This is a genomic window from Mesorhizobium sp. P2_F7, from assembly GCF_056403695.1.
Genome location: NZ_JBFUFA010000001.1, coordinates 126,983 through 150,182 on the forward strand (window position 1 = coordinate 126,983; position 23,200 = coordinate 150,182).

Consider the following 23,200-nt stretch of genomic DNA (forward strand, 5'->3'; position numbering starts at 1 on the left):
TACTGCGAAATCCGCAACCCAAACTGGTGAATGATGCCGCCTGCAAAAAAGGAAGTCCGTCCGTCGAGCCGCGGAGGACGCGCCCGCACGCCTGCCTTCGTGAAAAACCAACGCGGCGTCAAGAACTGGAAGGAAGTCAGCGCCTGGCTGGAATGGCGCGGCATCGAAGACATAGAATGCATCACGCCCGACCAGGCGGGCGTCGCGCGCGGCAAGATGATGCCGTCGAAGAAATTCACTTCCAACACCTCGCTCGCACTGCCTTCGGCGGTGTTCATGACGACAATTTCGGGCGGCTATCCCGAAGATGGCAACGGTTTCCACTATCCGGAAGACGATGGCGACCTGAAACTGATGCCGGATCTGTCGACCCTGACCGTGGTGCCTTGGGAAGAAGACCCGACGGCCGCCGTCATCTGCGATCTCGTCCACCAGGACGGCCGCTCGGTGGAGTTCACGCCGCGCAACGTGCTGAAACGCGTGCTGGCCGCCTATGACAAGCGTGGGCTGAAGCCTGTGGTTGCGCCCGAGATCGAATTCTACCTGGTGCGCAAGAACCCCGATCCGGACTATCCGCTGACGCCCCCGGTCGGGCGTTCGGGGCGGGCCATCGGCGGCGGCGCCGGCTATTCGATCGCCGGCGTCAACGAGTTCGACGAACTGATCGACGACATCTACCATTTCTCGGAAAGCCAGGGCCTGGAGATCGACACGCTGATCCATGAGGAGGGCGCCGGCCAGCTCGAGATCAATCTGCGCCACGGCGATCCGATCGAGCTTGCCGACCAGGTGTTCATGTTCAAGCGCACCATCCGCGAGGCAGCACTGAAGCACGAGATCTACGCCACGTTCATGGCGAAGCCCATCCAGGGTCAGCCGGGCTCTGCCATGCACATCCACCAGTCGATCATCGACAAAAAGACCGGCCAGAACATTTTTTCGGCCGAGGATGGTTCGGAAACCGACGACTTCTTTCACTTCATCGGCGGCATGCAGAAGCATGTGCCGAACGCGCTGGTGATGTTTGCGCCCTATGTCAATTCCTACCGCCGGCTGACGCAGTCGGCCTCGGCCCCGGTCAACAACAAATGGGGCTACGACAACCGCACCACGGCGTTTCGCGTGCCGCGCTCGGACCCGGCGGCGCGGCGTGTCGAAAACCGCATCCCGTCTTCCGACGCCAACCCCTATCTGGCGCTGGCGGCGTCGCTTGCCTGCGGGCTGATCGGCATGACCAACAAGGTCAAGGCCGAGCCACCGGTGCTGACTACCGCCAACGCCGACGAGATCGACCTGCCACGCGGCCTGCTCGAGGCCGTCGACCTGTTCGAAGGCGACGAGGAACTCTGCGCCCTTTTGGGCAAGTCGTTCGCCGCCACCTATGCAGCGATCAAGCGGGCGGAGTTCGAGACCTTCATGGAAGTGATCAGCCCGTGGGAGCGGGAGTATCTGCTGCTGAACGTTTAGGAGAATAGGGAAGTAAGGCAGTAGGGCAGTAGGGCGAGATGGCGGCCAAGATTGAATCGTACAGGGATTTGATCGTCTGGCAGCAAGCTATGGATCTGGCGGTTTCAATCTACGACGCAACTAGAGCATGGCCAAAGGAGGAGCGCTACGGGCTGACAGCTCAGATACGCCGTGCGGCCACGTCCGTTCCTGCCAACATTGCCGAGGGATACGGTCGAGAAAGCCGGGCCTCCTATCAACAGTTTCTCAGGATCGCCCAAGGGTCTCTCAAGGAACTGGAGACGCATCTCATGATTGCGCAACGTGTCGGCATCGCCTCGCACGAGGCAATCAACCCCCTGATGAGCAGCAGCGAGAGCGTAGGGACGCTCCTGCGGCTTCTGATCCGCAAATTATCTCCCGAATAGCGCCCCCCTACTGCCCTACTGCCCTACTGCCCTACTGCCCTACTGCCCTACTGCCCTACTTCCCTACTGCCCTAGCGAGGATCATGCCTTACCAATCCCCAATCTCCCCCGGCCGCTCCTGGTACGAGGATACGGCTGGACCTAGACCCGAATACCCAGCGCTGGACGGCGACCGTAACTGCGACGTTGTCATAGTCGGCGGTGGGTTTACCGGCCTTTCCGCGGCGGCGCATCTGGCCAAGGCCGGCGCGGACGTCGCGCTGATCGAGGCGTATCGCTTCGGCGACGGCGCCTCGGGGCGCAATGGCGGCCAGCTTGGCACCGGCCAGCGGGCCTGGGCCGAGGAGCTGGAGGCCGAATACGGTTTTTCCCGCGCCAAGGCCTTGTTCGACCTTGCCGAGGAAGCCAAGGCGCATCTGCTCGAGTTCGCCGCCGTCAACCAGATCGACATCGACTATATGCCCGGTCAATTGTCGGTGGCGCACAAGCAGCGCTATGTCGACGACTACAAGGCGCATGCCGAGATCATGGCGAGCCGCTTCAACTATCCGCACATCGCCTTCATGGATGCCAGGGAAACGGCCGAGCGACTGGGCTCCACACGCTACTTCGGCGGTACCCGCGACACCGGCACCGGGCACATCCACCCGATGAAGCTGGTGATCGGCACTGCAAAGGTGGCGGCAGCGGCGGGTGCCCATCTGTTCGAACAGACGGCGTCGACCGGAATCACGTCCAGCGGCGGCACGGTGAAGGTTACGACGCCGAGAGGCACCATCACGGCGCAGAAATGCCTGATCGGCGTCAACGCCTATGGCGGCACGCTCGAGCCGGTGAGTGCCGTGCACATCATGCCGATCGGCTCCTTCATCGGCGCGACGGTGCCATTGGGCGTCGATTCGAAGGTGCTGCCGGGCGGCGAGGCGGTCGACGATTCGCGTTTCGTCGTGCGCTATTTCCGCAAATCCAGGGATGGAAGGCTGCTGTTCGGCGGTCGCGAGGTCTATGGTGTCAACGATCCGAAGGACATCCACATCCATATCCGCCGGCAGATCGCGGAACTTTATCCGGACCTCCGGGATGTCGAGATCACCCATGGCTGGGGCGGCTATGTCGGCATCACCGTGCCCAGAAAGCCGTTCGTGCGCGAGGTGATGCCCAATGTGATCTCGGCCGGCGGCTATTCCGGCCACGGCGTTATGCTGTCGAACTTCTTCGGCAAGCTCTATGCCGAGACCGTCGCCGGCAATCGCGACCGGCTGAAGCTGATCGAGGACCTGAAAATCCCGGCCTTCCCCGGCGGCCGGCGCTTCAGAACGCCATTGTTGTTCCTGGCGCTCAACTGGTTTGCCCTGAGGGATCGAATATAGGGAAAGTATCTCATATCGGCCTGGTTGATACCGAGCTGATTCTATTGAGATGTTGGTTGCCGTAGCGAGACGTTGCGGAATCCTTAACAAGGGCGCAGAATTCCTCCCAAGGGCGCACTGATGCCACAATCAAGGGCAAAGGATGCCGGTTCTGGGCGATTGAACGGGGATTTCTGCGGGCTTGCCCGCTTTGTTGTTGGGACCGATGCCGATCGGATGCCGCACTACTGGCGCTGATCGAAAGAACACCGGCCCGCCTTTTGGAGGTGGCAAGAGTGAACGAGCCCTTCAGTTTCGGCGCGCCGGAACGTCGGCGCTTTGCCATGCAATTCGGTTATGACATGCGGCCCTCCTTCTGGCAGGGCGTGCGCACGAATTCGCATCTGGTGATCGCCGCCGTCGGCACCGCAGCGCTGCTTGGCGTGGCGGGTATCGCGCTTTGGCTGGCGTTGCCGGCCAACGACCGGCAAGCGGTCGCCAGCACACAGCAGAACGTTCCGACCATTCCGGTCAAGACGACCAAGATCGCCCCGGTCACGCCCGCAACGACAGTTGCCGTGGCAGCTGCGCCGCCAGCCGCGCGCAAGGGCGACGCGGTTTCAACGACGGTGGCGGCCGGGGCGGCCGCGATACCGGCGCTGGCGGCCAACGATCCGCGCTGGACAGCACCGCAATCGAACACCGACCCCGCAGCCACGCCGTCCGATCAGGCCGCGGCCGAGCAGGCAGCAGCCAAACCGTCAGATGCTGCGGCTTATGAGGAACCGTCGGCGCAGAGCGATGCCACCACGCAACTGTCCAAGGTTGCCGCACCAGACCCCGCTGCGAAGGACGGTCACACCGACGGCGCCGAAACCGCCGCCATCCCGACGCCAAAGCCGCAACTGCCGGACGCGCAATCTTCCGCCGCAACGGACGAGGCCAAGACCAAGCCACAGACGCTGGCCGCTGCCGCCGGCACCGGACGTATTCTCAGGACGGTGACAATGCGCACCGGACCGAAGAAGAATGCCGCCGCCATGGGTACCGTGCCCGCCAAGGCGTCAGTGCAGGTGATGAGCTGCAAGAAATGGTGCCAGATCGTCTACAACGGCAAGCGCGGCTGGATTTACAAGAGCTACATCAAGACCGGAGCTTGAGATAACGACGTCGTCGAGGCTGCCAGTTTCTGGTCAGCCGCCGAGCAGCCACCTGAAACGGTGTCTTCTGCGAGCAAGTCTGCGCTTCGCTACGAAGTCCCGGTGTTCCTCGAACGGCACCTCATAGAGGCCGCACGTTTGGCAGCTTGATGGCTTGCCGCATACCGGGACCCAACATTTCACATCGTGCGTCCAGGCGAGCGCGATCCTTTCCAGATGAAGGTTGGACGAACTTTTCAGCAGAATCAGTTCTCCTGGGACTGCCGTCTGTTTGATATGATCCGAAACCTCCTTGGCGCTGCGAAGCTCAACGAAACGGCCGCCGTCGCGGTCGGCCTGGCTGGCGCGCGAGCGATGCGCGTTGTCGCCGGTGTAGATGACCTGATCGGCGATTTCGCGCGCGACCTTGTAGGTCGTGCCGTACTTTCTCGACGAGCCGGCGTAGTCGGATATCTGCCCAAGCACAATGCGCTTCCGAGTGGCCTTGGCCTTTGCAATCATCTCGAGGGCGATGTTGAGCGAGTGCCAAGGCGCTTTGGCCGTATCGACCAGGAATTGCGGACCTGCCTGTACCACTTCCACGGTGGAGCGGTTGGGTAACGGTTCAAACGATGCCGTTCGCGCCGCAACCGTCTCCGGCGGGACGCCAAGTTCCAAGGCGGTGGCCGCAGCCGCTGCAGTCGGCAGCCAGAATTGCTCGCCGGGAAAAGGCGCCTGAATGGCCAGGCTGCCACCGCGCCAATGAAGGGTGAACCGCAGCAATTCCGGGTACGCGGCATAGACCTCACTCACGCGGTAGTCTGACTTCTCGGATTGGCCAAAGGTCACAATCCGGCATTTCGCGCCAGACGCCATACCGAGCACCAGTGGGTCATCGCAATTGAGAACCGCAAGTCCATCGGGTTGGATTGCCTCGACCAGCGCCCGCTTCTCTGCCGCCACCGCGTCCAGAGTCCTGAATTTGCCGAAGTGCTCCAGCCGGACCATCGTAACCACCGCCACGCTTGGCTTCAGCATTCGCGCCATGGCGCCGATCGAGCCGAAGTCGGAAGCGCCGGCTTCGAAAACGACGTAGTCGACTTTGCCAGCCTTCCTCAGGCGCTTGTAAAGCGTTCGAATGAGCGCAGGCATCGTGTTGGCCTGGGCCTGGAGATGCACCTTGCCTTGGGCGCCCAGTAAATGTGCAAGCAGGCTGGTGGATGTGGATTTGCCGGAGCTGCCGGTAATGCCGATGAATGTCGCCTTGCTACGCGCTCGCACCCAGCGCGCCTGCGGCCGTCGCAGCGCCCACCCGAGGTCCTTGCGAATTTTTCGGAATTCCAGTTTCACAACCCACCGGTTTTTAGCACAGCCTTATATGCGTCGTGCCAATTTGCCGAGTCAAACGGGGTGCTGGCGGGCCTGGGCCAAAACTTTAGCGACCGAGAAGCCGCAGCAGTCTCAGCTTGCGGCGCTTCGCTTTTCTCTGCGCCACAAATTCGCGGTGCTGCTCAAACGGCACTTCATAGAGGCCGCATTGCTCACATCCCTCGGTTTTGCCGCATACCGGAACCCAGCACTGGACGTTGTGGGTCCAGGCAAGCGCAACACGTTCGAGGTGAAGGCTGGATGAGCTCTTGATCAGGATCAGGTCGTCCGGCTGCGCGGTTTGTGCGACATAGTCCGACACTTCCTTTGCCGTGCGCAGTTCGACGAAACGCCCGCTATCGCGGTCGGACTGGTTCGCCTTGGAGCGATGAGCGTGATCGCCGGCATAGATCACCTGGTCTGCGATCTCGCACGCGCTCCTGTAGGCGTCGGCATACTTTCTGTTCGAGCCGGCAAAATCGGATAACTGGCCAAGAACGATGCGTTTTCGTGCGAACGTCGATCTGGCTACCATGTCGAAGGCAAGGGGCAGCGAATGCCATGGCGCCTTTGCGGCATCCACGATGAAGTGGGGGCCGCCGGCGGGGGCGAGCACCTGACCGCGGTTCGCCAGGGGCTGGAACGTCGCGATCCYCTCCTTTACGATCTGCGCAGGCACTCCCAGTTCCAGAGCGGTTGCCGCGGCCGCGACCGTCGGCAGCCAGAAATGCGCGCCGGGGAACGGCGTCTCGATGTCGAGCACACCGCCGCGCCAATGGAGGGAGAATCGCAACGGCTTGGGATAGGCGGCCTCGATATCGCTGACGCGATAATCCGCCTGCTCCGATGTGCCGAATGTGACGGCGCGGCAATCGCTCACCGAGGCCATGCCCAGCACATGCGCGTCATCGGCATTGAGCATCGCGAAGCCGCCCGGCTCCAGCGCAGCGACCAGTGCGCTCTTTTCATGCGCAACGTTTTCCAGGGTCTTGAAACTGGCGCGATGCTCCAGCCGAACCATCGTGACGACAGCCACGTCAGGGCGAAGCAACTCGGCTATCGGCCTGATTGTGTCCGGACCGGACGCGCCAGCCTCGAAGACGACGTAGTCGGCTTTGCCGCCCTTTCCCATTCGCCTGGATAGCGTCGAGACCAACAGCTTCATCGTGTTGGCCAAAACCTGTGTATGGACCGAACCGTGGCCCGCCAGGATATGTCCAAGCAGGCTCCCCGCCGTCGTCTTGCCGGAACTTCCGGTAATGCCGATGAACGTCGCCTGGCTTCGCGCCCGCGCACGCCTGGCCAGGTAAAGCCGCAGCCGCCAGCCCAGATCGTTGCGTGACTTCGGCTGCTTGATCTTCATTCCCGTCGACACCAATCGCCGATCCGTTATGCCTTTCCGTGGATCGTGAAGTCAAACTGGGACGTGGCGTGACGACGTCAACTGTTCGTTCCTTGGCAGGCCGGCAAACCGATGCGAACTCTTCCCAACGTTGCTCTGCCTACCATGCCTGCGAACAGAGACCTACTTCCCCTGAATGGCTCAGATGCAGCGTCCGCCGTCGACCTCCAGCGCCACGCCGGTGATGAAGGCGGCTTCGTCGGAAGCGAGCCAGAGCGCGGCGTTGGCGATATCGAGCGGCGTCGACAGCCGGCCGAGCGGGATCGAGGCGCGGAATTTTTCGCGAATTTCGGGCGTATCGGCGCCCATGAATTTCTCCAGCATGGCGGTCTCGCCGGCGACCGGACAGAGGCAGTTGACGCGGATGTTCTTGGGCGCGAGTTCGACCGCCATCGACTTGGTGGCGGTGATCGCCCAGCCTTTCGAGGCATTGTACCAGGTGAGGCCCGGCCGCGGCCGCAGACCTGCGGTCGAAGCCGTGGTCAAGATGACGCCGCCACCCTGCCGTTCCATGATCGGCACCACGGCAAGTGCGGCATGGTAGATCGCCTTCATGTTGACGGATGTGATCAGGTCGAAGGTCGCCTCGTCGACGTCGAGCATGTCTCCATTGCGATGGGTATAGCCGGCATTGTTGACCATGATGTCGATGCGGCCGAAGGCGCTTTTGGCAGCATAGACCATCTCGTCGAATTCGGAGCGCTGCGAAACGTCGGTCTGCGTCCAGATCGCGGCCTCGCCGATCTCGGCGGCGACACGCTCCGCGCCCCTGGCGTTGAGGTCGGCGACGACGACCTTAGCACCCTCTTCGGCAAAGCGTCTGGCCATGCCTTCGCCGAAGCCCGCCGCAGCACCGGTGATGACGGCGACCTTGTTTTCCAGACGCATGCTTTTCCCGCTCATTCCAGGATCACTCCGCAACCGCATTTTGCCCTTAGCTTTCGTCACATTCCCGCTCTATGTTGCAGGCGCGAAAGCTCCCCGGGACCCTCTGATAGTGACAAGCCTCCGGGTGGCAGCCAGTGTCAAGGCACATTTGGACCGGATCAATATGGAGTGATTGGTCCTTGATGTGACACCATGGCACTGGATAATTTAAATCGATTAGATTATATCAGCCGCGTCACAGCGAGCGGCGTCAAAGCGGACAGACCATGACCAGCCAGATCATCCCCGTCGATCCTTTCGACTTCATCATCTTCGGCGGCACCGGCGACCTGTCGGAACGCAAGCTCCTGCCGTCGCTCTACCATCGCCAGCGCGACCATCAGTTTTCCGAGCCCACCCGCATCATCGGCACGTCGCGCTCGAAGATGACCGACGCCGAATTCCAGGCTTTCGCCAACCAGGCGATTTCCGATCATGTCAAGCCGGCCGATATCGACGCCAAGGAGCTGAAGACTTTCCTTGCCCGGTTGTCCTACATCCCGGCCGACGCTACGACCGGCGCCGGCTTCGACAAATTGAAGAAGGCGATCGGCGACAGCGACCGCATCCGCGCCTTCTATCTGGCGGTGGCGCCGGCGCTGTTCGGCGATATTTCGCACCAGCTCAAGCAGCACAAGCTGATCACGCCGAATTCGCGCATCGTGCTGGAAAAGCCGATCGGCCGCGACCTTGCCTCGGCGCGCGCGCTTAACGATGCCGTCGGTGACGATTTCCACGAAAGCCAGATCTTCCGCATCGACCACTATCTCGGCAAGGAGACTGTGCAGAACCTGATGGCGCTGCGCTTTGCCAACGCGCTCTACCAGCCGCTGTGGAATTCGGCGCATATCGACCATGTGCAGATCACGGTTGCCGAAACCGTCGGTCTCGAAGACCGCGTCACCTATTACGACAAGGCTGGCGCGCTGCGCGACATGGTGCAGAACCACATGCTGCAGCTTCTGTGCCTGGTCGCCATGGAAACGCCGTCGTCGATGGACGCGGATGCCGTGCGCGACGAGAAGCTCAAGGTGCTGCGCGCGCTCAAGCGCATCAACGGCAACGAGGCGCCCAAGCACACGGTGCGTGGTCAGTACCGTGCCGGCGCGTCGGCCGGCGGCGCGGTGAAGGGTTATGTCGAGGAGCTTGGCAAGGACAGCAACACCGAGACCTTCGTCGCCATTAAGGCGGAGATCGGCAACTGGCGCTGGGCCGGCGTGCCGTTCTATCTCAGGACCGGCAAAAGGCTGGCAAGTCGGGTTTCGGAAATCGTCATCGAGTTCAAGCCGATCCCCTTTTCGATCTTCGATGAGAGCGCGGGACCGATCTTCGCCAACCAACTGGTCATCCGGCTGCAGCCCGACGAGGGCGTCAAGCAATTCATCATGATTAAGGATCCGGGTCCGGGCGGCATGCGGCTGCGCCAGATCCCACTCGACATGAGCTTCGCAACGTCGTTCGACGGTCGCGCGCCCGATGCCTACGAACGGCTGATCATGGATGTCGTGCGCGGCAACCAGACGCTGTTCATGCGCCGCGACGAAGTCGAGGCGGCATGGAAGTGGATCGATCCGATCCAGAACGCCTGGGAAAGCGCCAGGCAGGAGGCGCAAGGCTATACGGCCGGCACCTGGGGCCCTTCGGCCTCGATTGCGCTGATCGAACGCGACGGGCGGACATGGCACGAGAGCAATTGAGCGAGCCCTCCTATAACTGGAACGGCTTTGCCGGGCGCCAGGACCTGGCGGCAGCCCTTGCCGGCAATGTCGCGGCGCGGCTGACCAAGGCCATCGACGAGCGCGGCGGCGGCCTGCTTGCCGTCTCCGGCGGCACCACGCCGGCGAAGTTCTTTGCAGCACTTTCGACCATTCCGATCGCCTGGAACAAGGTGACGGTGACGCTGGTCGACGAACGGTTCGTGCCGGCCTCCTCGCCACGCTCGAATGCCGGGCTGGTTGCCGCCAACTTGCTGCAGAACGCGGCGGCCGCCGCGCATTTCGTACCGATGTATCACGAGGCCGCAAGCATCGAGACTGCCGCAGCGTCCGACGACACGGCACTCAAGGCATTGCCTTGGCCGCTCGACGTCGTCGTCCTCGGCATGGGCGGCGACGGCCACACCGCGTCGTTCTTTCCCGATGCCGACAATCTCCCCGCCTTGCTCGATCCCGCCTCGCAGAGGATCGTGCTGCCGGTGCATGCACCGAGCGGCGGCGAGCCGCGGCTGACCCTATCGATGGCGCGCATCATCGCCGCCGGCTTCATCGCACTGCATATCGAAGGCGAGGACAAGCTTACCGCCTTCGAGAATGCGATGGGACCGGGAAAGCACAAGCCTATCCGCGCCGTGATCGACGCCTCGCCAAAGCCCGTAGAGGTGTTCTGGGCGCCCTGATTTCAACTGCCACAGTCCCGGCAGACGGTGGAGGACGTTCTTCCGGGGCTCGAAAGGACCGACCATGACAGCCAGACGCGACATCGAAGCCATCACGGAACGCATCCGCCAGCGCTCGAAAGCCGGGCGCGAGCGCTATCTCGGCCGCATCGCCGAGGCCTCCAACCGCACCGCCAACCGTTCGGTGCTGTCCTGCGGCAACCTCGCGCATGGCTTTGCCGTCTGCAGCCCGTCGGAAAAGCTGGCTCTCGGCGCCGACAAGGTGCCGAACCTCGGCATCATTACCTCCTACAACGACATGCTGTCGGCGCATCAGCCGTTCGAGACGTTTCCGGCACTGATCAAGGATGCCGCGCGCGAAGTTGGCGGCATCGCGCAAGTTGCAGGCGGCGTGCCGGCCATGTGTGACGGCGTCACCCAGGGACAGACCGGCATGGAGCTGTCGCTGTTTTCACGCGACATCATTGCCATGGCGGCCGCGGTCGGCCTGTCGCACAACATGTTCGACGCCGCCGTCTATCTCGGCGTCTGCGACAAGATCGTGCCGGGGCTGGTGATCGCGGCCCTCACCTTCGGCCATCTGCCTGCGGTGTTCATCCCGGCCGGGCCGATGACGACGGGCCTGCCCAATGACGAGAAGGCGAAGGTTCGCCAGCTCTACGCCGAGGGCAAGGCCGGTCGGGCCGAACTGCTCGAGGCCGAGTCCAAATCCTATCACGGGCCGGGCACCTGCACTTTCTATGGCACCGCCAATTCCAACCAGATGCTGATGGAGATCATGGGCCTGCACACGCCGGGCGCCTCCTTCGTCAATCCGGGCACGCCGCTGCGCGACGCGCTGACGCGTGAGGCAACGAAGCGGGCGCTGGCGATCACCGCGCTGGGCAACGCCTACACACCAGTCGGGCGCATGATCGACGAACGCTCTTTCGTCAACGGCGTGGTCGGCCTGCACGCCACCGGCGGCTCGACCAACCACACCATCCACCTGATCGCCATGGCGGCGGCGGCCGGCATCACGCTGACCTGGCAGGACATTTCCGACCTGTCGGAAGCCGTGCCGCTTCTCGCCCGCGTCTATCCGAACGGGCTTGCCGACGTGAACCATTTCCACGCCGCCGGCGGGCTTGGCTTCCTGATCCGCGAACTGCTCGACGAAGGCATCCTGCATGAGGATGTGCAGACAGTGTGGGGCGAAGGCCTGCGGCCCTATGCGGTCGAGGCGCGGCTCGGCGAAGACGGCAGCGTGGTGCGCGAGGCCTCGCCGCTTGAGAGCGGCGACGAGAAGGTGCTGGCGCCTTTCAAGAAGGCCTTCCAGCCGACCGGCGGCCTGAAAGTGCTCGCCGGCAATCTCGGCCACGCCGTCATCAAGACGTCGGCTGTGAAGCCGGAACGCCGCGTCATCGAGGCGCCGGCCAAGGTGTTCGACAGCCAGCAAGGCCTCAACGAAGCCTTCAAGGCCGGCACGCTCACCGGCGACTTCATCGCCGTCATCCGTTTCCAGGGGCCGAAGGCCAACGGCATGCCGGAACTGCACAAGCTGACCACCGTGCTCGGCATCCTGCAGGATCGCGGCCAGCGCGTCGCGCTGGTCACCGACGGGCGCATGTCGGGCGCGTCCGGCAAGGTGCCTGCGGCGATCCATGTGACGCCGGAAGCGGTCGAGGAAGGGCCGATCGCCCGCATCCATGACGGCGACATCATCCGTCTCGACGCCGACGCCGGCACGCTGGAAGTGCTGGTGCCGGGGCCTGAGCTTGCGCTGCGCCGCACGGCGGACATCGATCTCATCGGCAACGAGTTCGGCTTCGGCCGTGAGCTGTTCGCCGGCTTCCGCCAGCTGGTCGGCCGCGCCGACCATGGCGCCAGCGCCTTCGGCACGGCCTGAACCATCATTCCACACGACATAAAAAGGGCGGCTCAAGGCCGCCCTTTGTCGTTTGGGATGAAACGTCAATTACGGCTGGACCGTAACCTCGCTCCGTTCGCCGGCCTTGACCGTCACCGGCATTTCCTTGTCCTGGCCTTCACCGGACATGTGGCGGACGACAACATAGTCGCCGGCCGGAATGGTCTGCTGCCAGGTGTCGCCATAGCTCAGGCCAAGCGCCTTGCGGTTGCCCTGGATGTCCTTCTTCGGCGACAGCACCTCGATCGAATAGGCACCAGGCGCCGACATCGCCAGCACGCCGGCATCGAGGGTCACCTTGACGTCCTGACTGTCGCCGGCCTTGATGCTGAAAGGCTGCTCGACGGTCGCGAGGTCGAGCGCGGTGACCGCGACATAGTCATCCGGCGGCAGCCAGAACTTGCTGTCAGGACCATAGCTATGGGCGACGTCTTCGCGAGAGCCGTCGATCTTTTTCTTGGCCTTGACGATCTGGATGCTGATGCCTGAGGAGTCGGCCTTGTCGCCGCCCGCAGTGTAGTAGGCGTTGACGACGGCGTGGCCGACGCCGACGACGATGTCCTTTTCGACCGTCTGGCCGGCGGCGAGCTGGATGGTCTCGCTTACCGAGCCGCTGCCGATCTCGACCTTCACCTTCTGCTCACCCGCCGGCACGATGATCTTGGTATCACCATAGTGAGTGGTGCTACCGCCCGGGAAGGCGAAGTCGACATGGGCTTCGTCGCTGATATCAGCGCCCTGGTACGCCTTCGGATGGATGAGCATGGTGCCGGCGTTCAAGGTGAAGAGCGGCTTGTAGACCTGGCCGGCCTCGATCTTGACCTTCTGTTCCACCTGAGCCTCGTCGGCGCGCGCGACGACGAGATAGTCGCCCGGTTCTAGATTGGCCTCGTAGCTGTTGTACTGGGTGGTGACGGACTCGCCGCGCGTGCCGTCGGACTTGGCCTTGTAGACCTCCCAGGCATTGCCGTCGGTGATCGGATCGCCGCCTTCGGCCATGACCACGCTGGGGATGAAATTGAACTCGGGCTTGGCCGGTTCGGGGGCCGGGGCAGGAGCCGGAGCGGGTTCAGGCTCGGGTGCCGGGGCCGGGGCGGCGACGGTTTCAACCAGCGCTTCCTGCAGCGCCTTCTCGTCCGAAGCCTGGATGTATTTGCCGCCGGTGTTGTCGGCAAGGCAGGCGATCTGCTTGCCCTCGTCGGCGGTCAGGCCGAAACCGACGACGTCGGCGGTGAAGTCGACGCCCGAGGCTTCCAGCTCCTTGCCCAGCGCGCAAGGATCGCCGCCGCAGGTTTCAAGCCCGTCGGTGATGAGAACGACGGTCGCCTTGTCCTCGGTGTATTTCAAGGCCTCGGCTGCCTGCTTGACGGCAGCGGTCAGCGGCGTCTTGCCGAGGAATTTCAGGCTGTCGGCAGCAGCCGAGATGGCACTGGCAGAGCCCGCCTGCGGCGGCACGATCAGCTCGATGTCCTCGCAGCTGCCCTTCTCGCGATGGCCATAGGCCATGAAGCCGATCTCGTCGTCGGCCGGGACCGACTGCAGCACGGTCCTGAGCGATTCACGGGCGATTTCGAGCTTCGGCTTGCCGTCGATCTGGGCCCACATCGAGCCTGAAGCATCAAGAATGATGATGACTTTGTTTGCCGCAAAGCCGAGCGACGTCATCGACAAAAGGAGCAGCGCCGCAGCGACGCTCCGCAAAAGTCCCGCCATTGGAATCTCCTTGAGGCCGCCCTCTGATCCGCGCCGGAAGCTATTTGACGGCGCGTTCGAGCACAAGCCCGGAGCGGCTCACGAACCGTTGCAATGTAACAGGACCGGCGGCGACCAAGGCCTGTCGCGAGGGCTGGCTCAGCACCCCATCAGTAGGTGGTGCGCCGCTCCTCGGAGGGCGGACGGCCGAACTGCAGCCGGTAGCTCTGCGCGAAATAGGAGTGCGAGGTGAAGCCGGTGGCGATGGCCACGTCGAGGATCGGCATGTTGGTCTGGCGCAGCAATTCGCGCGCCCGCTCGAGCCTGAGCCGCATGTAGTAGCGACCGGGCGTGACGCTCAAATGGCGCAGGAACAGGCGCTCGACCTGGCGCACCGACAGGCCTGCCGACTTGGCGAGCTGCACCGCCGATAGCGGCTCGTCGAGATGGTCGGCCATCAGTTCGACGATGCGCCTGAGCTTCTCCGACTTGCCGGTCAGGTCGCGTTCGGGCCCGACACGCTGGCGGTCGCCGGCGGAGCGGATGCGCTCGTGCTGGAACTGGTTGGCGACGCCATTGGCGAGGTTGGAGCCGAAATCGCCGCGCACGATCTCCAGCATCAGGTCGATCGAGGTGGTGCCGCCGGCGCAGGTGTAGCGCTTGCGGTCGATCTCGAAGACGTTGCCGGTGCAGTTGATATCGGGAAAGCGCTCGACGAAGCCGGCGCGGTTCTCCCAATGGATGGTACAGCGATAGCCTTCGAGTTGACCGGCTTCGGCCAGGAGATAAGAACCGACCGACAGCGCGCCGAGCGCGTTGCCACGCCGGCCCCAGCTGCGCAGCGCCGCCAGCACCTTGCTCTTGCCGGGGAACTCGATCGACAGGCCCACCGACACGAACAGGATGTCGACCGGCGGCAGGTCGGCCACGGCATAGTCGATCTTGAGCGGCAGGCCGTTGGAGGCCATGACCGGATCGCCGTCGGCTGAGACCGTGGTCCAGCCGTAGAAATCGCGGCCGAGCAAGCGGTTGGCCGAGCGGAAAGTGTCGATCGCCGCTGCCAGCGAAAACATCGAAAACTTGTCGACCAGCAGGAACGCGAATTGCCGGCCGCCTTGAACGAGATCATCCATGACCGGCCGTTCAGAGGGAATAGTGGGGTTCGGCAAAGAAGCTGCTTTCTGGGTCAGAAGGAGGGCCGCTTCAAGCCGGCCGCAAGGTAGGCTGAGGCTAACGTATTGGCCATCAGCATGGCAATGGTCATCGGCCCGACACCGCCGGGCACCGGCGTGATGGCGCCGGCGGCCTTTGCCGCCTCGGCATAGGCGACGTCGCCGACGAGGCGGGTTTTGCCTTCGCCCTTCTCGGGTGCCGGAATGCGGTTGATCCCGACATCGATCACTGTGGCACCCGGCTTGACCCAGTCGCCTTTGACCATTTCAGGCCGGCCGACGGCAGCCACCAATATGTCGGCAGTACGGGCCAGCGCCGGCAAGTCCCTGGTGCGGCTGTGGGCGATGGTGACGGTGCAATTGGCGGCAAGCAGCAGATTGGCCATCGGCTTGCCGACGATGTTGGAGCGACCGACGACCACGGCATTGAGGCCTGAGAGATCCTTGCCGCGCACGCGTTCGATCAGAAGCATGGAGCCGGCCGGCGTGCAGGGCACGAAGGCGGTTTCGAGTTCGCCGGTGCCGAGCTTGCCGACATTGATGAAGTGGAAGCCGTCGACATCCTTTTGCGGCGCGATGGCCTGGATGATCTTGCCGGCATCGATATGGGCGGGAAGCGGCAGTTGCACCAGGATGCCGTTGACGGCCGGATCGGCGTTGAGCTCGCCGATGATCTTCAGCAGTGCCTCTTCGGACGTGTCGGCCGGCAGCGTGTGCTGGAGCGAATGGAAGCCGCATTCCTTGGCGGTGCGCGACTTGGAGGCGACATAGACCTGGCTTGCCGGATCCTCGCCGACGATGACCACAGCCAGGCCAGGCTTGGCCTTGCCCTTGGCGACCAGATCCGCGGTCAAGGCCTTGACCTTCTGAACCACGTCTCCGGCGACGCTCTTTCCGTCAATCACTTCGGCCATGAACCATCCTCAACATCATTCCAGCCAAGGCGCGGCGCGCGCCTTGAACGTTGTTTCGTGCATGTCGTTGTTCCAAACGTTCCGCGCGTTCGGGTCAGCCCGACGGCAACACTTTTTGAGCGCCATGCTGCGCGGCATTTTCACGAAATTTCGCTTGGGCAATCCCGTCAAAGCGCCGTCAGATGCCGCTAACTCGAAACCGGCAGCTTTTATTCCGTGCCGGCGGGCTCAGAAATAGCGGCGGCGCGAACGGTTTTCGGTCAGCTCGCGGACCGCTTCGCGAAATTCGCGCAGGCCGGCGCGGATATCGTCGATTTGCGCCTGCTGATCGTCCGGCGCCGCCTCGGCCGGCTGCGGAGAAGACCACTGCTCGGACACTGCGCGCGTCGGCTGGGCCTGCGAATAGGCATAGTCTGCCGGTCGACAGGGCTGCGTGTAACCAGGCTGCTGCCCATAGGCATAGGCATCCGGAACTTCTTGCCGAAAGTCCTGCTGATGATAGCCGGCAGGCTCCTGCATCGACCTTGTGCGCTCGGCCGGCGCTGCTGGTTGGGTCCAGACCGTTGCCGCTGGCTTTTCTGGCGGCGCATCGCTGCCTGGCATGGCTCTGCGCATCGCCGAAAACAGTCCGCCGAACAGACCTGGGCCGCGGGCGGGTGCGGTCCCGGTCGGCAACACCGGAGGCGCTACAGGTGGCGGCGCCACAGGCAGCGGCGCGCGATAGACCTTGTCTTCGACGGGTGGCCGGCGCTCGTCCATCCGACCGCGCGAACGCGAGCCAGTGGCGTCGCGCAAGCTTGCGAAGGCGCCGCGCATCGCACCGAGACCGATGCCGGAAGCAAGGCCAAGCAGCAGGCCGGCAAGCGCGATTACAGCCCGCGACGGCCCGTTGGGTTCGAGTGGCGGTTGCGCTTTGGTCAGCACGTTGATGTTGGTGGTGTTGATGTTCTGCTGTTCGCCGGTCTCCTTGGCGCGCAGAAGATACTGTTCGTAGACGGAGCGCTTGGCGGTAGCATCACGCTCCAGTTCGCGCAGGCTGACCAGATCGCTGTTGACGTCGCCGCTCTGGACCTTTGCCTGGGCCAGGCGGGAAGCGAGATCCTGCTCGAGCTGGACCGAGCGCTTCAAGTCGACCTGCAGCGACGAGGCGATGCGGCGCAGTTCCCCGGCGATCCGCTCGCGTGAGCCGTCAAGCTGGGCGTTGAGCGCCTGGTATTCTGGATGACGCGGCCCCAGACGCACGGCGGCGCGGTCGGCCTCCTGCTTCAACGCCGCATATTGCGCGCGCAGTTCGCTCATCGTGTTGGAATTGATTTCTTCCGGCAAGGTGCCGTTGATAACCGAATTGACGTCCAACGAACGCGCCGACGCGGCGCGGGCATTGAGTTCCAGCGTGCGGGCCCGGGTGGCGGAGAGCTGTTCGTTGAGCTTCAGCATCTGGTCGTCGCTGATCAGGTGGCCCTGCGCGTCAACGAGATCATGCGTGGCCCTGAAATCCTCGACCTTGCGCTCGGCCGTCTCGACATCCTTGCGCAGGTCATCGAGCTTGGCCGTCAGCTGGTCCGTCGCGCGTCCGGCCATCCCGAACTGGTATTGGGCCGCCTCCTGCTGGAAAACGTCCCTCGTCGTGTTGGCGATCTCCGCCGACTTGTCGGCACTTTGGGTGGTGGCGCCGATGGAAACGACAAAGCTCTTGCCGCTGCGCTCCACCGACAGGCTCTTGGCCAGATTGCCAACCGCCAGCGCCTGGCGGCGCGCTTCACCGGCACCGCCAGGTCCATCCTGGCGCGACAGGATCGAGCGGATCAGTGACATGACCCCGAGGCCGCCGGAACCCTGTCCGTTGAATTCCGGATCGGCGACGAGATTGAGATCGGCGACGACCTTGTCGAGGACCTTGCCGGACGTCACCATCTTGATGCGGGTTTCGACAACGGCCAGCGCCGCATCGGGCTGCCCGACCGGTTGGGTGAGATCGTTGTCGGAAAGCTTCAGGTCACCTGGCTCAATGACCACCTGGGTGGTGGCTTCGTACTTCTTCGGCGTCGAAACGGCGACGGCGACGCCGAGCACCGTTCCAAGTATCGTCGTCGAGACAATCAGCAGCTTGGACCGGGTGATGCCGCGGACGACCTGCAGCGGGTCGATCAGCGGCTTCCATTGCTGATCGTCGTCATCGTCGCGGTCCCGCCGCTGCTCGTCGGCATAGCGGGGCTCGTAAGCGGATTGCGAGCGATAGGCTTCGAAACGGGCCGCCTCGTCACGCGGTCTGACGCCAGACGCCTCAGATGGCGTGGCCTGCTGGTAGCGAACGGCATCGTCTGCCGACGACCACGGTTCGCCCAAAACGGGTCCGCGGTCGGCTCGCGGCGGCTCGGGCGCCGCTTCGCGTGCGGCGTTCGACTGCGCCTCGCGCTGCGAGCGGGCGATCCGGTGACGCGTGGCGGCGTCCTGGCGCCATGACGGATCGGCCCGGTCGCCGATCGAAACCGGCGATGCATCCGCCGCCTCGTCGCCGCGCACAGCCCTGCCGAGCGCCAGGAGGGAGCGCTCGCGCCTCCAGTCTTCACGGTTTTCCCTGTCGACCATTGTCTTGAAACTTACCCTTGGCGGCTTGGGAGCGGCGGTCGGCCAATCGTTAAGCCACGCTAAACAGGCATGGGAAACAAAAGGTTAATTTCATTGACCCGAAGCCGAAGTTTCTCGCTTCTGCCGCACATTGTCGAGGGCGCAAAACGGTGGTCAGAACCGCACGTTAAACTTTCCGGCCTATGCCTTCCTCGACATGATGCAGGCCAGCGACACACCGCAAAGGCGGACACTCGCCCGGATCGGTACCTTCGTGGCCGAACGACGGGGGCTGGTCCGCGACTATCTCTCAGCGATCAGCGGCGCCGGCGGGCGGCTGGTGTTCTCGCTCGCGTATTTCATCGCACTCGCCAACACGCTGTCGATCGCCGAGTTCGGCATGTTCGCCACCGCGTCGGCGGCCGGCGTCATGCTGTCGCGGATCCTCGCCTTCGGCTTCATCTCGGCGCTCTACCGTACCGCCACCATCCGCCCCAAACTGATCGGCACCTTCACCGCCGGCTTCCTGCTGCTTGGCGCCGTGTCCTTGCCGCTGCTGGCGGCGGCCTCCTGGGGTGTCTACCTGATCTTCTTCGCCAGCACCGTGCCCCTGGCCGTCTTTGCCGCAATCGTCTTTGCCGAAGCGCTTTTGTGGCGGCCGGTCGAGGTGGTGCTGATCGTCAACAATGGGCTCGGCAAATTCGGCCGCGCCGCCGTGCTGTCGATCGTGACCACGGCGTTCCGCGCGCTGGGCGCGGTGCTGTTCATGCTGTCGGGGCAGCACAGCGTCTGGGTATGGTCGTTGTTCTATATCGGCGCCAACGCCGCCTCGCTGCTGCTCGCCTTCGGCTTCTACTATCCGCGCCAGCGGCTCAGGCTGCGCACCGAGCTCTATCTCAGGCGCCTCGCCGATTCGATCTATGTCGCCGGCGCCGAAGTGCTGTTCTACCTGCAGTCGGAATTCGACAAGCTGCTTGTGCTGGCGATCGGCGGGCCGCATCTGGCCGGCATCTACGCCATCATCATGCGGCTGGTCGACCTGACGGCAATCCCGATCCGCACCTTCTCGATGATGCTGGTGCAGCGGATGATGCGGGCGCCGGAACTGTTGTCGCGACTGCGGGTCAAGAGCGGAATCGAAGCCGGTGTGTTCCTGGTCTCGACACTGGCGCTGGCGGCACTCGGCATCGTGCTGCATTTCTTCCCCAATGCGCTGGGCCGGAACGTCGCCGAGGCAGCACCGCTGGTGGCATTGGCGATCGGCGTGCCGGGACTGCGCAACCTGGTCGAATACCAGGCCGAGCTTTTGTTCGCGCGCGGGCAGACCGCGATCCGCGCACTCAATCTCGGCCTGCTGGCCGGGCTGAAGGCGGTGCTGTTGACCTATGTGCTGACCACGATTGCCGACACGCCCACGCTGGTGCTGTCGCTCAATGTCGTGTTCCTGCTGCTCTATCTCGCCTCGGCACTGCTGACCTACTCGGCGATGCGCAAGCCGGCGAAGGCGATCTAATCCAGCCCGATCAGGCGGCGGATGCGGCCAATATCGGTGCCGATAAAGGACTGCATGCCGATCGCCACCTGCCCCGGCGCCATGGCGGCGACGAAGTTGCGGAATTCGTCATCCGACAGCGCCTCGCCGGTCCAGTGCACGCGGCAGAATTCTTCCGCGCCGTGGAAATGGCCGGCGCCTTTCAGCACATCGTCGACATAGCGGCCGTAGATCATGCATTCGGAGAAGCGGCGCGCCGAGCCGATGACCTCGACCCAGCCCCGGCCGTGGACCTTCTCGATCTCGGCGCACATCGCCATCACCGTCTGCCGGCGCCAGGCGATCAGCGTCGAAATATAATCGTGGGTCGAAACCTCGGATGCATCTATGCCAAGCGCCGAGGCAGCATTGCTTGACCAGATGCGATGCTCGTCGTGTCCGTCGTTCGACAGCACGCCGTCGCGGCGAAACAGCCGCACCTTGCCGTCGCGCCAGAAGGCGCTGAGATCGAACGGTTTGACGAAGGCGACGTCGGAATCGCAGAAGACCAGCACGTCTTCCCCCGCATGCGCAGCGATGGCGATGCGGCGCAGCTGCTGCACATGCCAACCGCGCAGCGGCTGGGTCTTGAAGCTTAGCCAGATGCGGCGGCGAAACAGGCTCATCGGATCATCGAACACACGTAGCCAGCGCGGCAGCAGGTCGCGTTCGTCGATGATGCTTCGCCGGCTGTTTTCCAATTGGCGAAACAGTGCCACGTCGCGATGCTCGACCAGTATGTAGTGATGCGCCACGCCGGAGACATGGCGGTCGAGGGTTTCGCACAGCAGACGGCAGCGTTCGAAATCCGGCGCATAGCTGGCGGTCACCACCGCCGCTGTCGGCGTCTGCGGCAGGACACCCGTGTCCATGGCAGGGCTCGGCACGAAGCGGCTGTTCACCGCGGCTCTCCGGCAGGCTTGGGCCGATGCGAGAATTTCTGCCTGATGGCACGCCACAGAAACACTGGATTGCCGACGACGTAGCGACGCCACAGCCGGCCCGGCTCGATGCACAGGCGGAACAGCCATTCCAGCCTCAGCTGGCGCATCCACAGCGGCGCCCGCGGCACGGACCCGGAAAGGAAATCGAGCAGCGCGCCGACTGCGATCGGCAGCGTGCAGTGGCGAGCATCGATATGGCGCGCGATCCACAATTCCTGGCGCGGCACGCCCATAGCGACAAGCAGCACGTCGGGCCGCAACGCCTCGATGCGGTCGACGATCGCCTGCTCTTCGGCGGGCGAGAAATAGCCGTCATGGATGACGACGAATTTGTGCTGGACGGCCAGCGCAGCCAGTTTGATCGACGCCGCCTCGGCGTTGGCGCGGGTGGCGCCAAGCAGCCCGACGGTCAACGGCCTTGCCGATGCCTGCAGAAAGGCCGGAATGAAATCCGTGCCGTTGAGATTGTCCGGGAATGGCGCGCCGTAGAGCAGCTTTGCCGCCAGATCGACGCCGACGCCGTCGGGCAGGATGAGGAAATCGTCGAGTGCTTCGGCAAAGACCGGATCGGTATAGGCGATGTTGGCATTGTGAGCGTTGAGAAAACTGACCTTGGTGAAGCGCCGCTCGGCAATCAGCCGGGCCAGCAGCGCGATCGCGTCATCCCAGGGGATGGCGACGACCGAAATGCCGAGGATCGTCTTCAGTGTATCGAGCCCCAAGGCGGCGCGGGCGGTGTGCATGTTCATGCAAACACCTCCTTGCCGACCGATCCGAGCCTTTCCAGGCCGAGCCTGATGGCAGCGTCCAGTTCGTTGATCTGCCGGCTATGGAAGGCGCTTCCGTCGACATCCCTGACATCGGCCGCCGCCGCTTCCAGCGCGTCGGCGAAGGCGGCCGGATCATCCGACACCACGCAATTGGACGGGCGATGGTCGATGCCGCGCAGCGAGCGGCTGGTGGCGACCGACGGCAGGCCAAGCTCGAAGGTTTCGATGGTCTTGAGCTGCACGCCGCTGCCGGCGGTGCTGATCAGCGGAATGACGGCGGCGCCGCGCACAAAAGCCTGTGCGTCGGGCACGCGGCCGACGAATTCGACACCGGGATGCGCAGAGCTGACGTCGGACGGCATGTTGCCGGCGATCCTGATGCGAAAACTCCGGCGAAGATGCGGCACGACCTTTTCCAGGAACCAGTCGAGGCCGATGCGATTAGGCTGCCAGGTCCAGGTGCCGATCAGCGCTGCGTCGCAATCGATGATGCGCGGCTTTACCGGCTTCGACGCCGTGGCCGTGGTCACCAGCGGCAGCACTGCCGAACGGTCATCGGAGGCAACACCGAGTGCGGCGCGGTCTTCCTCGGCCAGCGTGAAGACGAAGCGAGCCTGGCGGCAGAGCCGCTCCTCCATGATCTTGAGCAGCCTCGCCTCGCGGGCAAACAGCAGGCGCTGGAAGCGACTGTTTGCAGCCGCCGCATTCTCCCTGGCCGATGCATGTTCGACATTGTGGGCGACGAAGATCGACGGGCGGTCGGCAAACAGTTTTTCGAAGGCGCCGGCGAACTGCACGGAATTCAGGACATAGCCGTCGACGGGACCGGCGCGCTCAATCGCAGCACTGACGTCACTGTCGGAAACCGCGCGCAACTTGACGGAAGCGAAGGTGAGCCCTGACAGCATCGCCTTGCCAAGCCAGGCGAGCTTCTGCCGCGCCGAGGCGCTTTCCGTGCGCACGTCGACAGCGCCGAGCACGATGGTGTTTTCGGGGTCGCTGGGCGCCTTGCCCGGCCAGATGAAACCGATGACGGTGACGCGCACGCCCGCGCGCCGCAAGGCGGCGATGATCGCAGCATTGGCGATCTCATAGCCCGAGGCGAGTGCGCCGTCGGGCACGATCGATGTGGCGAACAGCAGATGCATCTCACCTATCCAGGCGCCAGCCACTAGCAAAGCTGGGTGAACCCTTGATTAAGTCACACAACGCAACGGTGGAAAGGCGAAAATCGGCCGGCGCCGCT

18 protein-coding genes are annotated in these 23,200 nt (G+C 63.8%); 8 read left to right on the top strand and 10 right to left on the bottom strand.

The features are described from left to right. Nucleotides 1-30 precede the first annotated feature (30 nt). The 4 genes from AC1DZ8_RS00600 (at nucleotide 31) to AC1DZ8_RS00615 (ending at nucleotide 4,383) form a co-directional block, all read left to right on the top strand. Nucleotides 31-1,467, top strand: coding sequence for a glutamine synthetase family protein (locus AC1DZ8_RS00600; RefSeq protein ID WP_477311246.1), 1,437 nt, complete (start codon nucleotides 31-33; stop codon nucleotides 1,465-1,467). A gap of 38 nt (nucleotides 1,468-1,505) precedes the next feature. Continuing rightward, nucleotides 1,506-1,874: a four helix bundle protein gene (locus tag AC1DZ8_RS00605; RefSeq protein ID WP_477311248.1), complete on the top strand. Its 369-nt coding sequence runs from the start codon at nucleotides 1,506-1,508 to the stop codon at nucleotides 1,872-1,874. An 83-nt stretch (nucleotides 1,875-1,957) separates the two neighbouring features. Further along, entirely contained in the window at nucleotides 1,958-3,244 is a 1,287-nt protein-coding gene (locus AC1DZ8_RS00610) for an NAD(P)/FAD-dependent oxidoreductase (RefSeq protein WP_477306643.1), read from the top strand. A gap of 275 nt (nucleotides 3,245-3,519) precedes the next feature. Further along, complete coding sequence (locus AC1DZ8_RS00615) at nucleotides 3,520-4,383, top strand: SH3 domain-containing protein (protein ID WP_477306644.1); 864 nt, start codon at nucleotides 3,520-3,522, stop codon at nucleotides 4,381-4,383. A gap of 33 nt (nucleotides 4,384-4,416) precedes the next feature. Here AC1DZ8_RS00615 and AC1DZ8_RS00620 read toward each other — a convergent pair whose 3' ends face one another. The 3 genes from AC1DZ8_RS00620 to AC1DZ8_RS00630 all read right to left on the bottom strand — a co-directional run bounded on the left by AC1DZ8_RS00620 (nucleotide 4,417) and on the right by AC1DZ8_RS00630 (nucleotide 8,020). Then, nucleotides 4,417-5,712: a Mur ligase family protein gene (locus tag AC1DZ8_RS00620; protein WP_477400257.1), complete on the bottom strand. Its 1,296-nt coding sequence runs from the start codon at nucleotides 5,710-5,712 to the stop codon at nucleotides 4,417-4,419. An 85-nt stretch (nucleotides 5,713-5,797) separates the two neighbouring features. Continuing rightward, complete coding sequence (locus AC1DZ8_RS00625; protein ID WP_477400258.1) at nucleotides 5,798-7,093, bottom strand: Mur ligase family protein; 1,296 nt, start codon at nucleotides 7,091-7,093, stop codon at nucleotides 5,798-5,800. Nucleotides 7,094-7,273: 180 nt separating this feature from the next. Continuing rightward, entirely contained in the window at nucleotides 7,274-8,020 is a 747-nt protein-coding gene (locus AC1DZ8_RS00630) for an SDR family oxidoreductase (protein ID WP_477306866.1), read from the bottom strand. Nucleotides 8,021-8,286: 266 nt separating this feature from the next. Here AC1DZ8_RS00630 and zwf point away from each other — a divergent pair, with 266 nt between their 5' ends. The 3 genes from zwf (at nucleotide 8,287) to edd (ending at nucleotide 12,342) form a co-directional block, all read left to right on the top strand. Further along, on the top strand, nucleotides 8,287-9,756 hold the full coding sequence (zwf, locus tag AC1DZ8_RS00635) for a glucose-6-phosphate dehydrogenase (protein ID WP_477400259.1): 1,470 nt from the start codon (nucleotides 8,287-8,289) through the stop codon (nucleotides 9,754-9,756). Further along, complete coding sequence (gene pgl / locus AC1DZ8_RS00640) at nucleotides 9,738-10,454, top strand: 6-phosphogluconolactonase (RefSeq protein ID WP_477306652.1); 717 nt, start codon at nucleotides 9,738-9,740, stop codon at nucleotides 10,452-10,454. Before zwf ends, pgl begins: the two co-directional genes overlap by 19 nt. Nucleotides 10,455-10,518: 64 nt before the next feature. Beyond that, nucleotides 10,519-12,342 (top strand): phosphogluconate dehydratase, encoded by a 1,824-nt coding sequence (gene edd, locus AC1DZ8_RS00645; RefSeq protein WP_477306654.1) that lies wholly within the window; start codon nucleotides 10,519-10,521, stop codon nucleotides 12,340-12,342. 69 nt (nucleotides 12,343-12,411) lie between these two features. Here edd and AC1DZ8_RS00650 read toward each other — a convergent pair whose 3' ends face one another. From AC1DZ8_RS00650 to AC1DZ8_RS00665, 4 genes are all read right to left on the bottom strand, one after another. Then, the gene (locus tag AC1DZ8_RS00650) at nucleotides 12,412-14,076 is read right to left on the bottom strand and encodes a vWA domain-containing protein (RefSeq protein WP_477306656.1); all 1,665 of its coding nucleotides are present in this window, start codon (nucleotides 14,074-14,076) and stop codon (nucleotides 12,412-12,414) included. Nucleotides 14,077-14,225: 149 nt separating this feature from the next. Then, nucleotides 14,226-15,188 (bottom strand): GlxA family transcriptional regulator, encoded by a 963-nt coding sequence (locus AC1DZ8_RS00655; protein WP_477400260.1) that lies wholly within the window; start codon nucleotides 15,186-15,188, stop codon nucleotides 14,226-14,228. Between the two features lie 53 nt (nucleotides 15,189-15,241). Further along, on the bottom strand, nucleotides 15,242-16,141 hold the full coding sequence (gene folD / locus AC1DZ8_RS00660) for a bifunctional methylenetetrahydrofolate dehydrogenase/methenyltetrahydrofolate cyclohydrolase FolD (RefSeq protein WP_477306660.1): 900 nt from the start codon (nucleotides 16,139-16,141) through the stop codon (nucleotides 15,242-15,244). A gap of 228 nt (nucleotides 16,142-16,369) precedes the next feature. Continuing rightward, the gene (locus AC1DZ8_RS00665; RefSeq protein ID WP_477306661.1) at nucleotides 16,370-18,730 is read right to left on the bottom strand and encodes a GumC family protein; all 2,361 of its coding nucleotides are present in this window, start codon (nucleotides 18,728-18,730) and stop codon (nucleotides 16,370-16,372) included. Between the two features lie 196 nt (nucleotides 18,731-18,926). On the opposite strand from AC1DZ8_RS00665, the gene AC1DZ8_RS00670 reads away from it, so the two are divergent. Then, the gene (locus AC1DZ8_RS00670; RefSeq protein WP_477306868.1) at nucleotides 18,927-20,222 is read left to right on the top strand and encodes a lipopolysaccharide biosynthesis protein; all 1,296 of its coding nucleotides are present in this window, start codon (nucleotides 18,927-18,929) and stop codon (nucleotides 20,220-20,222) included. On the opposite strand, the gene AC1DZ8_RS00675 is transcribed toward AC1DZ8_RS00670, so the two are convergent. Genes AC1DZ8_RS00675 through AC1DZ8_RS00685 form a run of 3 tightly spaced genes read right to left on the bottom strand, consistent with a single transcriptional unit; the run spans nucleotide 20,219 to nucleotide 23,102 of the window. Further along, on the bottom strand, nucleotides 20,219-21,142 hold the full coding sequence (locus AC1DZ8_RS00675; protein ID WP_477306663.1) for a DUF6492 family protein: 924 nt from the start codon (nucleotides 21,140-21,142) through the stop codon (nucleotides 20,219-20,221). The genes AC1DZ8_RS00670 and AC1DZ8_RS00675 overlap by 4 nt on opposite strands. Beyond that, a complete protein-coding gene (locus tag AC1DZ8_RS00680; protein WP_477306665.1) occupies nucleotides 21,139-21,933 on the bottom strand; it encodes a WecB/TagA/CpsF family glycosyltransferase in 795 nt (264 codons plus the stop codon). The genes AC1DZ8_RS00675 and AC1DZ8_RS00680 overlap by 4 nt, the downstream gene beginning before the upstream one ends. Further along, nucleotides 21,930-23,102, bottom strand: a complete 1,173-nt coding sequence (locus AC1DZ8_RS00685) for a glycosyltransferase family 4 protein (protein ID WP_477306667.1) — start codon at nucleotides 23,100-23,102, stop codon at nucleotides 21,930-21,932. The genes AC1DZ8_RS00680 and AC1DZ8_RS00685 overlap by 4 nt, the downstream gene beginning before the upstream one ends. Between the last annotated feature and the right edge of the window lie 98 nt (nucleotides 23,103-23,200).

What these genes read in the sequence shown, in the direction of transcription:
- folD (WP_477306660.1), bottom strand. Translation starts at nt 16,141, where the DNA reads ATGGCCGAAGTGATTGACGGAAAGAGCGTCGCCGGAGACGTGGTTCAG.
- AC1DZ8_RS00680 (WP_477306665.1), bottom strand. Translation starts at nt 21,933, where the DNA reads ATGAACATGCACACCGCCCGCGCCGCCTTGGGGCTCGATACACTGAAG.
- edd (WP_477306654.1), top strand. Translation starts at nt 10,519, where the DNA reads ATGACAGCCAGACGCGACATCGAAGCCATCACGGAACGCATCCGCCAG.
- AC1DZ8_RS00685 (WP_477306667.1), bottom strand. Translation starts at nt 23,102, where the DNA reads ATGCATCTGCTGTTCGCCACATCGATCGTGCCCGACGGCGCACTCGCC.
- zwf (WP_477400259.1), top strand. Translation starts at nt 8,287, where the DNA reads ATGACCAGCCAGATCATCCCCGTCGATCCTTTCGACTTCATCATCTTC.
- AC1DZ8_RS00605 (WP_477311248.1), top strand. Translation starts at nt 1,506, where the DNA reads ATGGCGGCCAAGATTGAATCGTACAGGGATTTGATCGTCTGGCAGCAA.
- AC1DZ8_RS00665 (WP_477306661.1), bottom strand. Translation starts at nt 18,730, where the DNA reads ATGGTCGACAGGGAAAACCGTGAAGACTGGAGGCGCGAGCGCTCCCTC.
- AC1DZ8_RS00655 (WP_477400260.1), bottom strand. Translation starts at nt 15,188, where the DNA reads ATGGATGATCTCGTTCAAGGCGGCCGGCAATTCGCGTTCCTGCTGGTC.
- AC1DZ8_RS00630 (WP_477306866.1), bottom strand. Translation starts at nt 8,020, where the DNA reads ATGCGTCTGGAAAACAAGGTCGCCGTCATCACCGGTGCTGCGGCGGGC.
- AC1DZ8_RS00610 (WP_477306643.1), top strand. Translation starts at nt 1,958, where the DNA reads ATGCCTTACCAATCCCCAATCTCCCCCGGCCGCTCCTGGTACGAGGAT.
- AC1DZ8_RS00670 (WP_477306868.1), top strand. Translation starts at nt 18,927, where the DNA reads ATGATGCAGGCCAGCGACACACCGCAAAGGCGGACACTCGCCCGGATC.
- pgl (WP_477306652.1), top strand. Translation starts at nt 9,738, where the DNA reads ATGGCACGAGAGCAATTGAGCGAGCCCTCCTATAACTGGAACGGCTTT.
- AC1DZ8_RS00650 (WP_477306656.1), bottom strand. Translation starts at nt 14,076, where the DNA reads ATGGCGGGACTTTTGCGGAGCGTCGCTGCGGCGCTGCTCCTTTTGTCG.
- AC1DZ8_RS00600 (WP_477311246.1), top strand. Translation starts at nt 31, where the DNA reads ATGATGCCGCCTGCAAAAAAGGAAGTCCGTCCGTCGAGCCGCGGAGGA.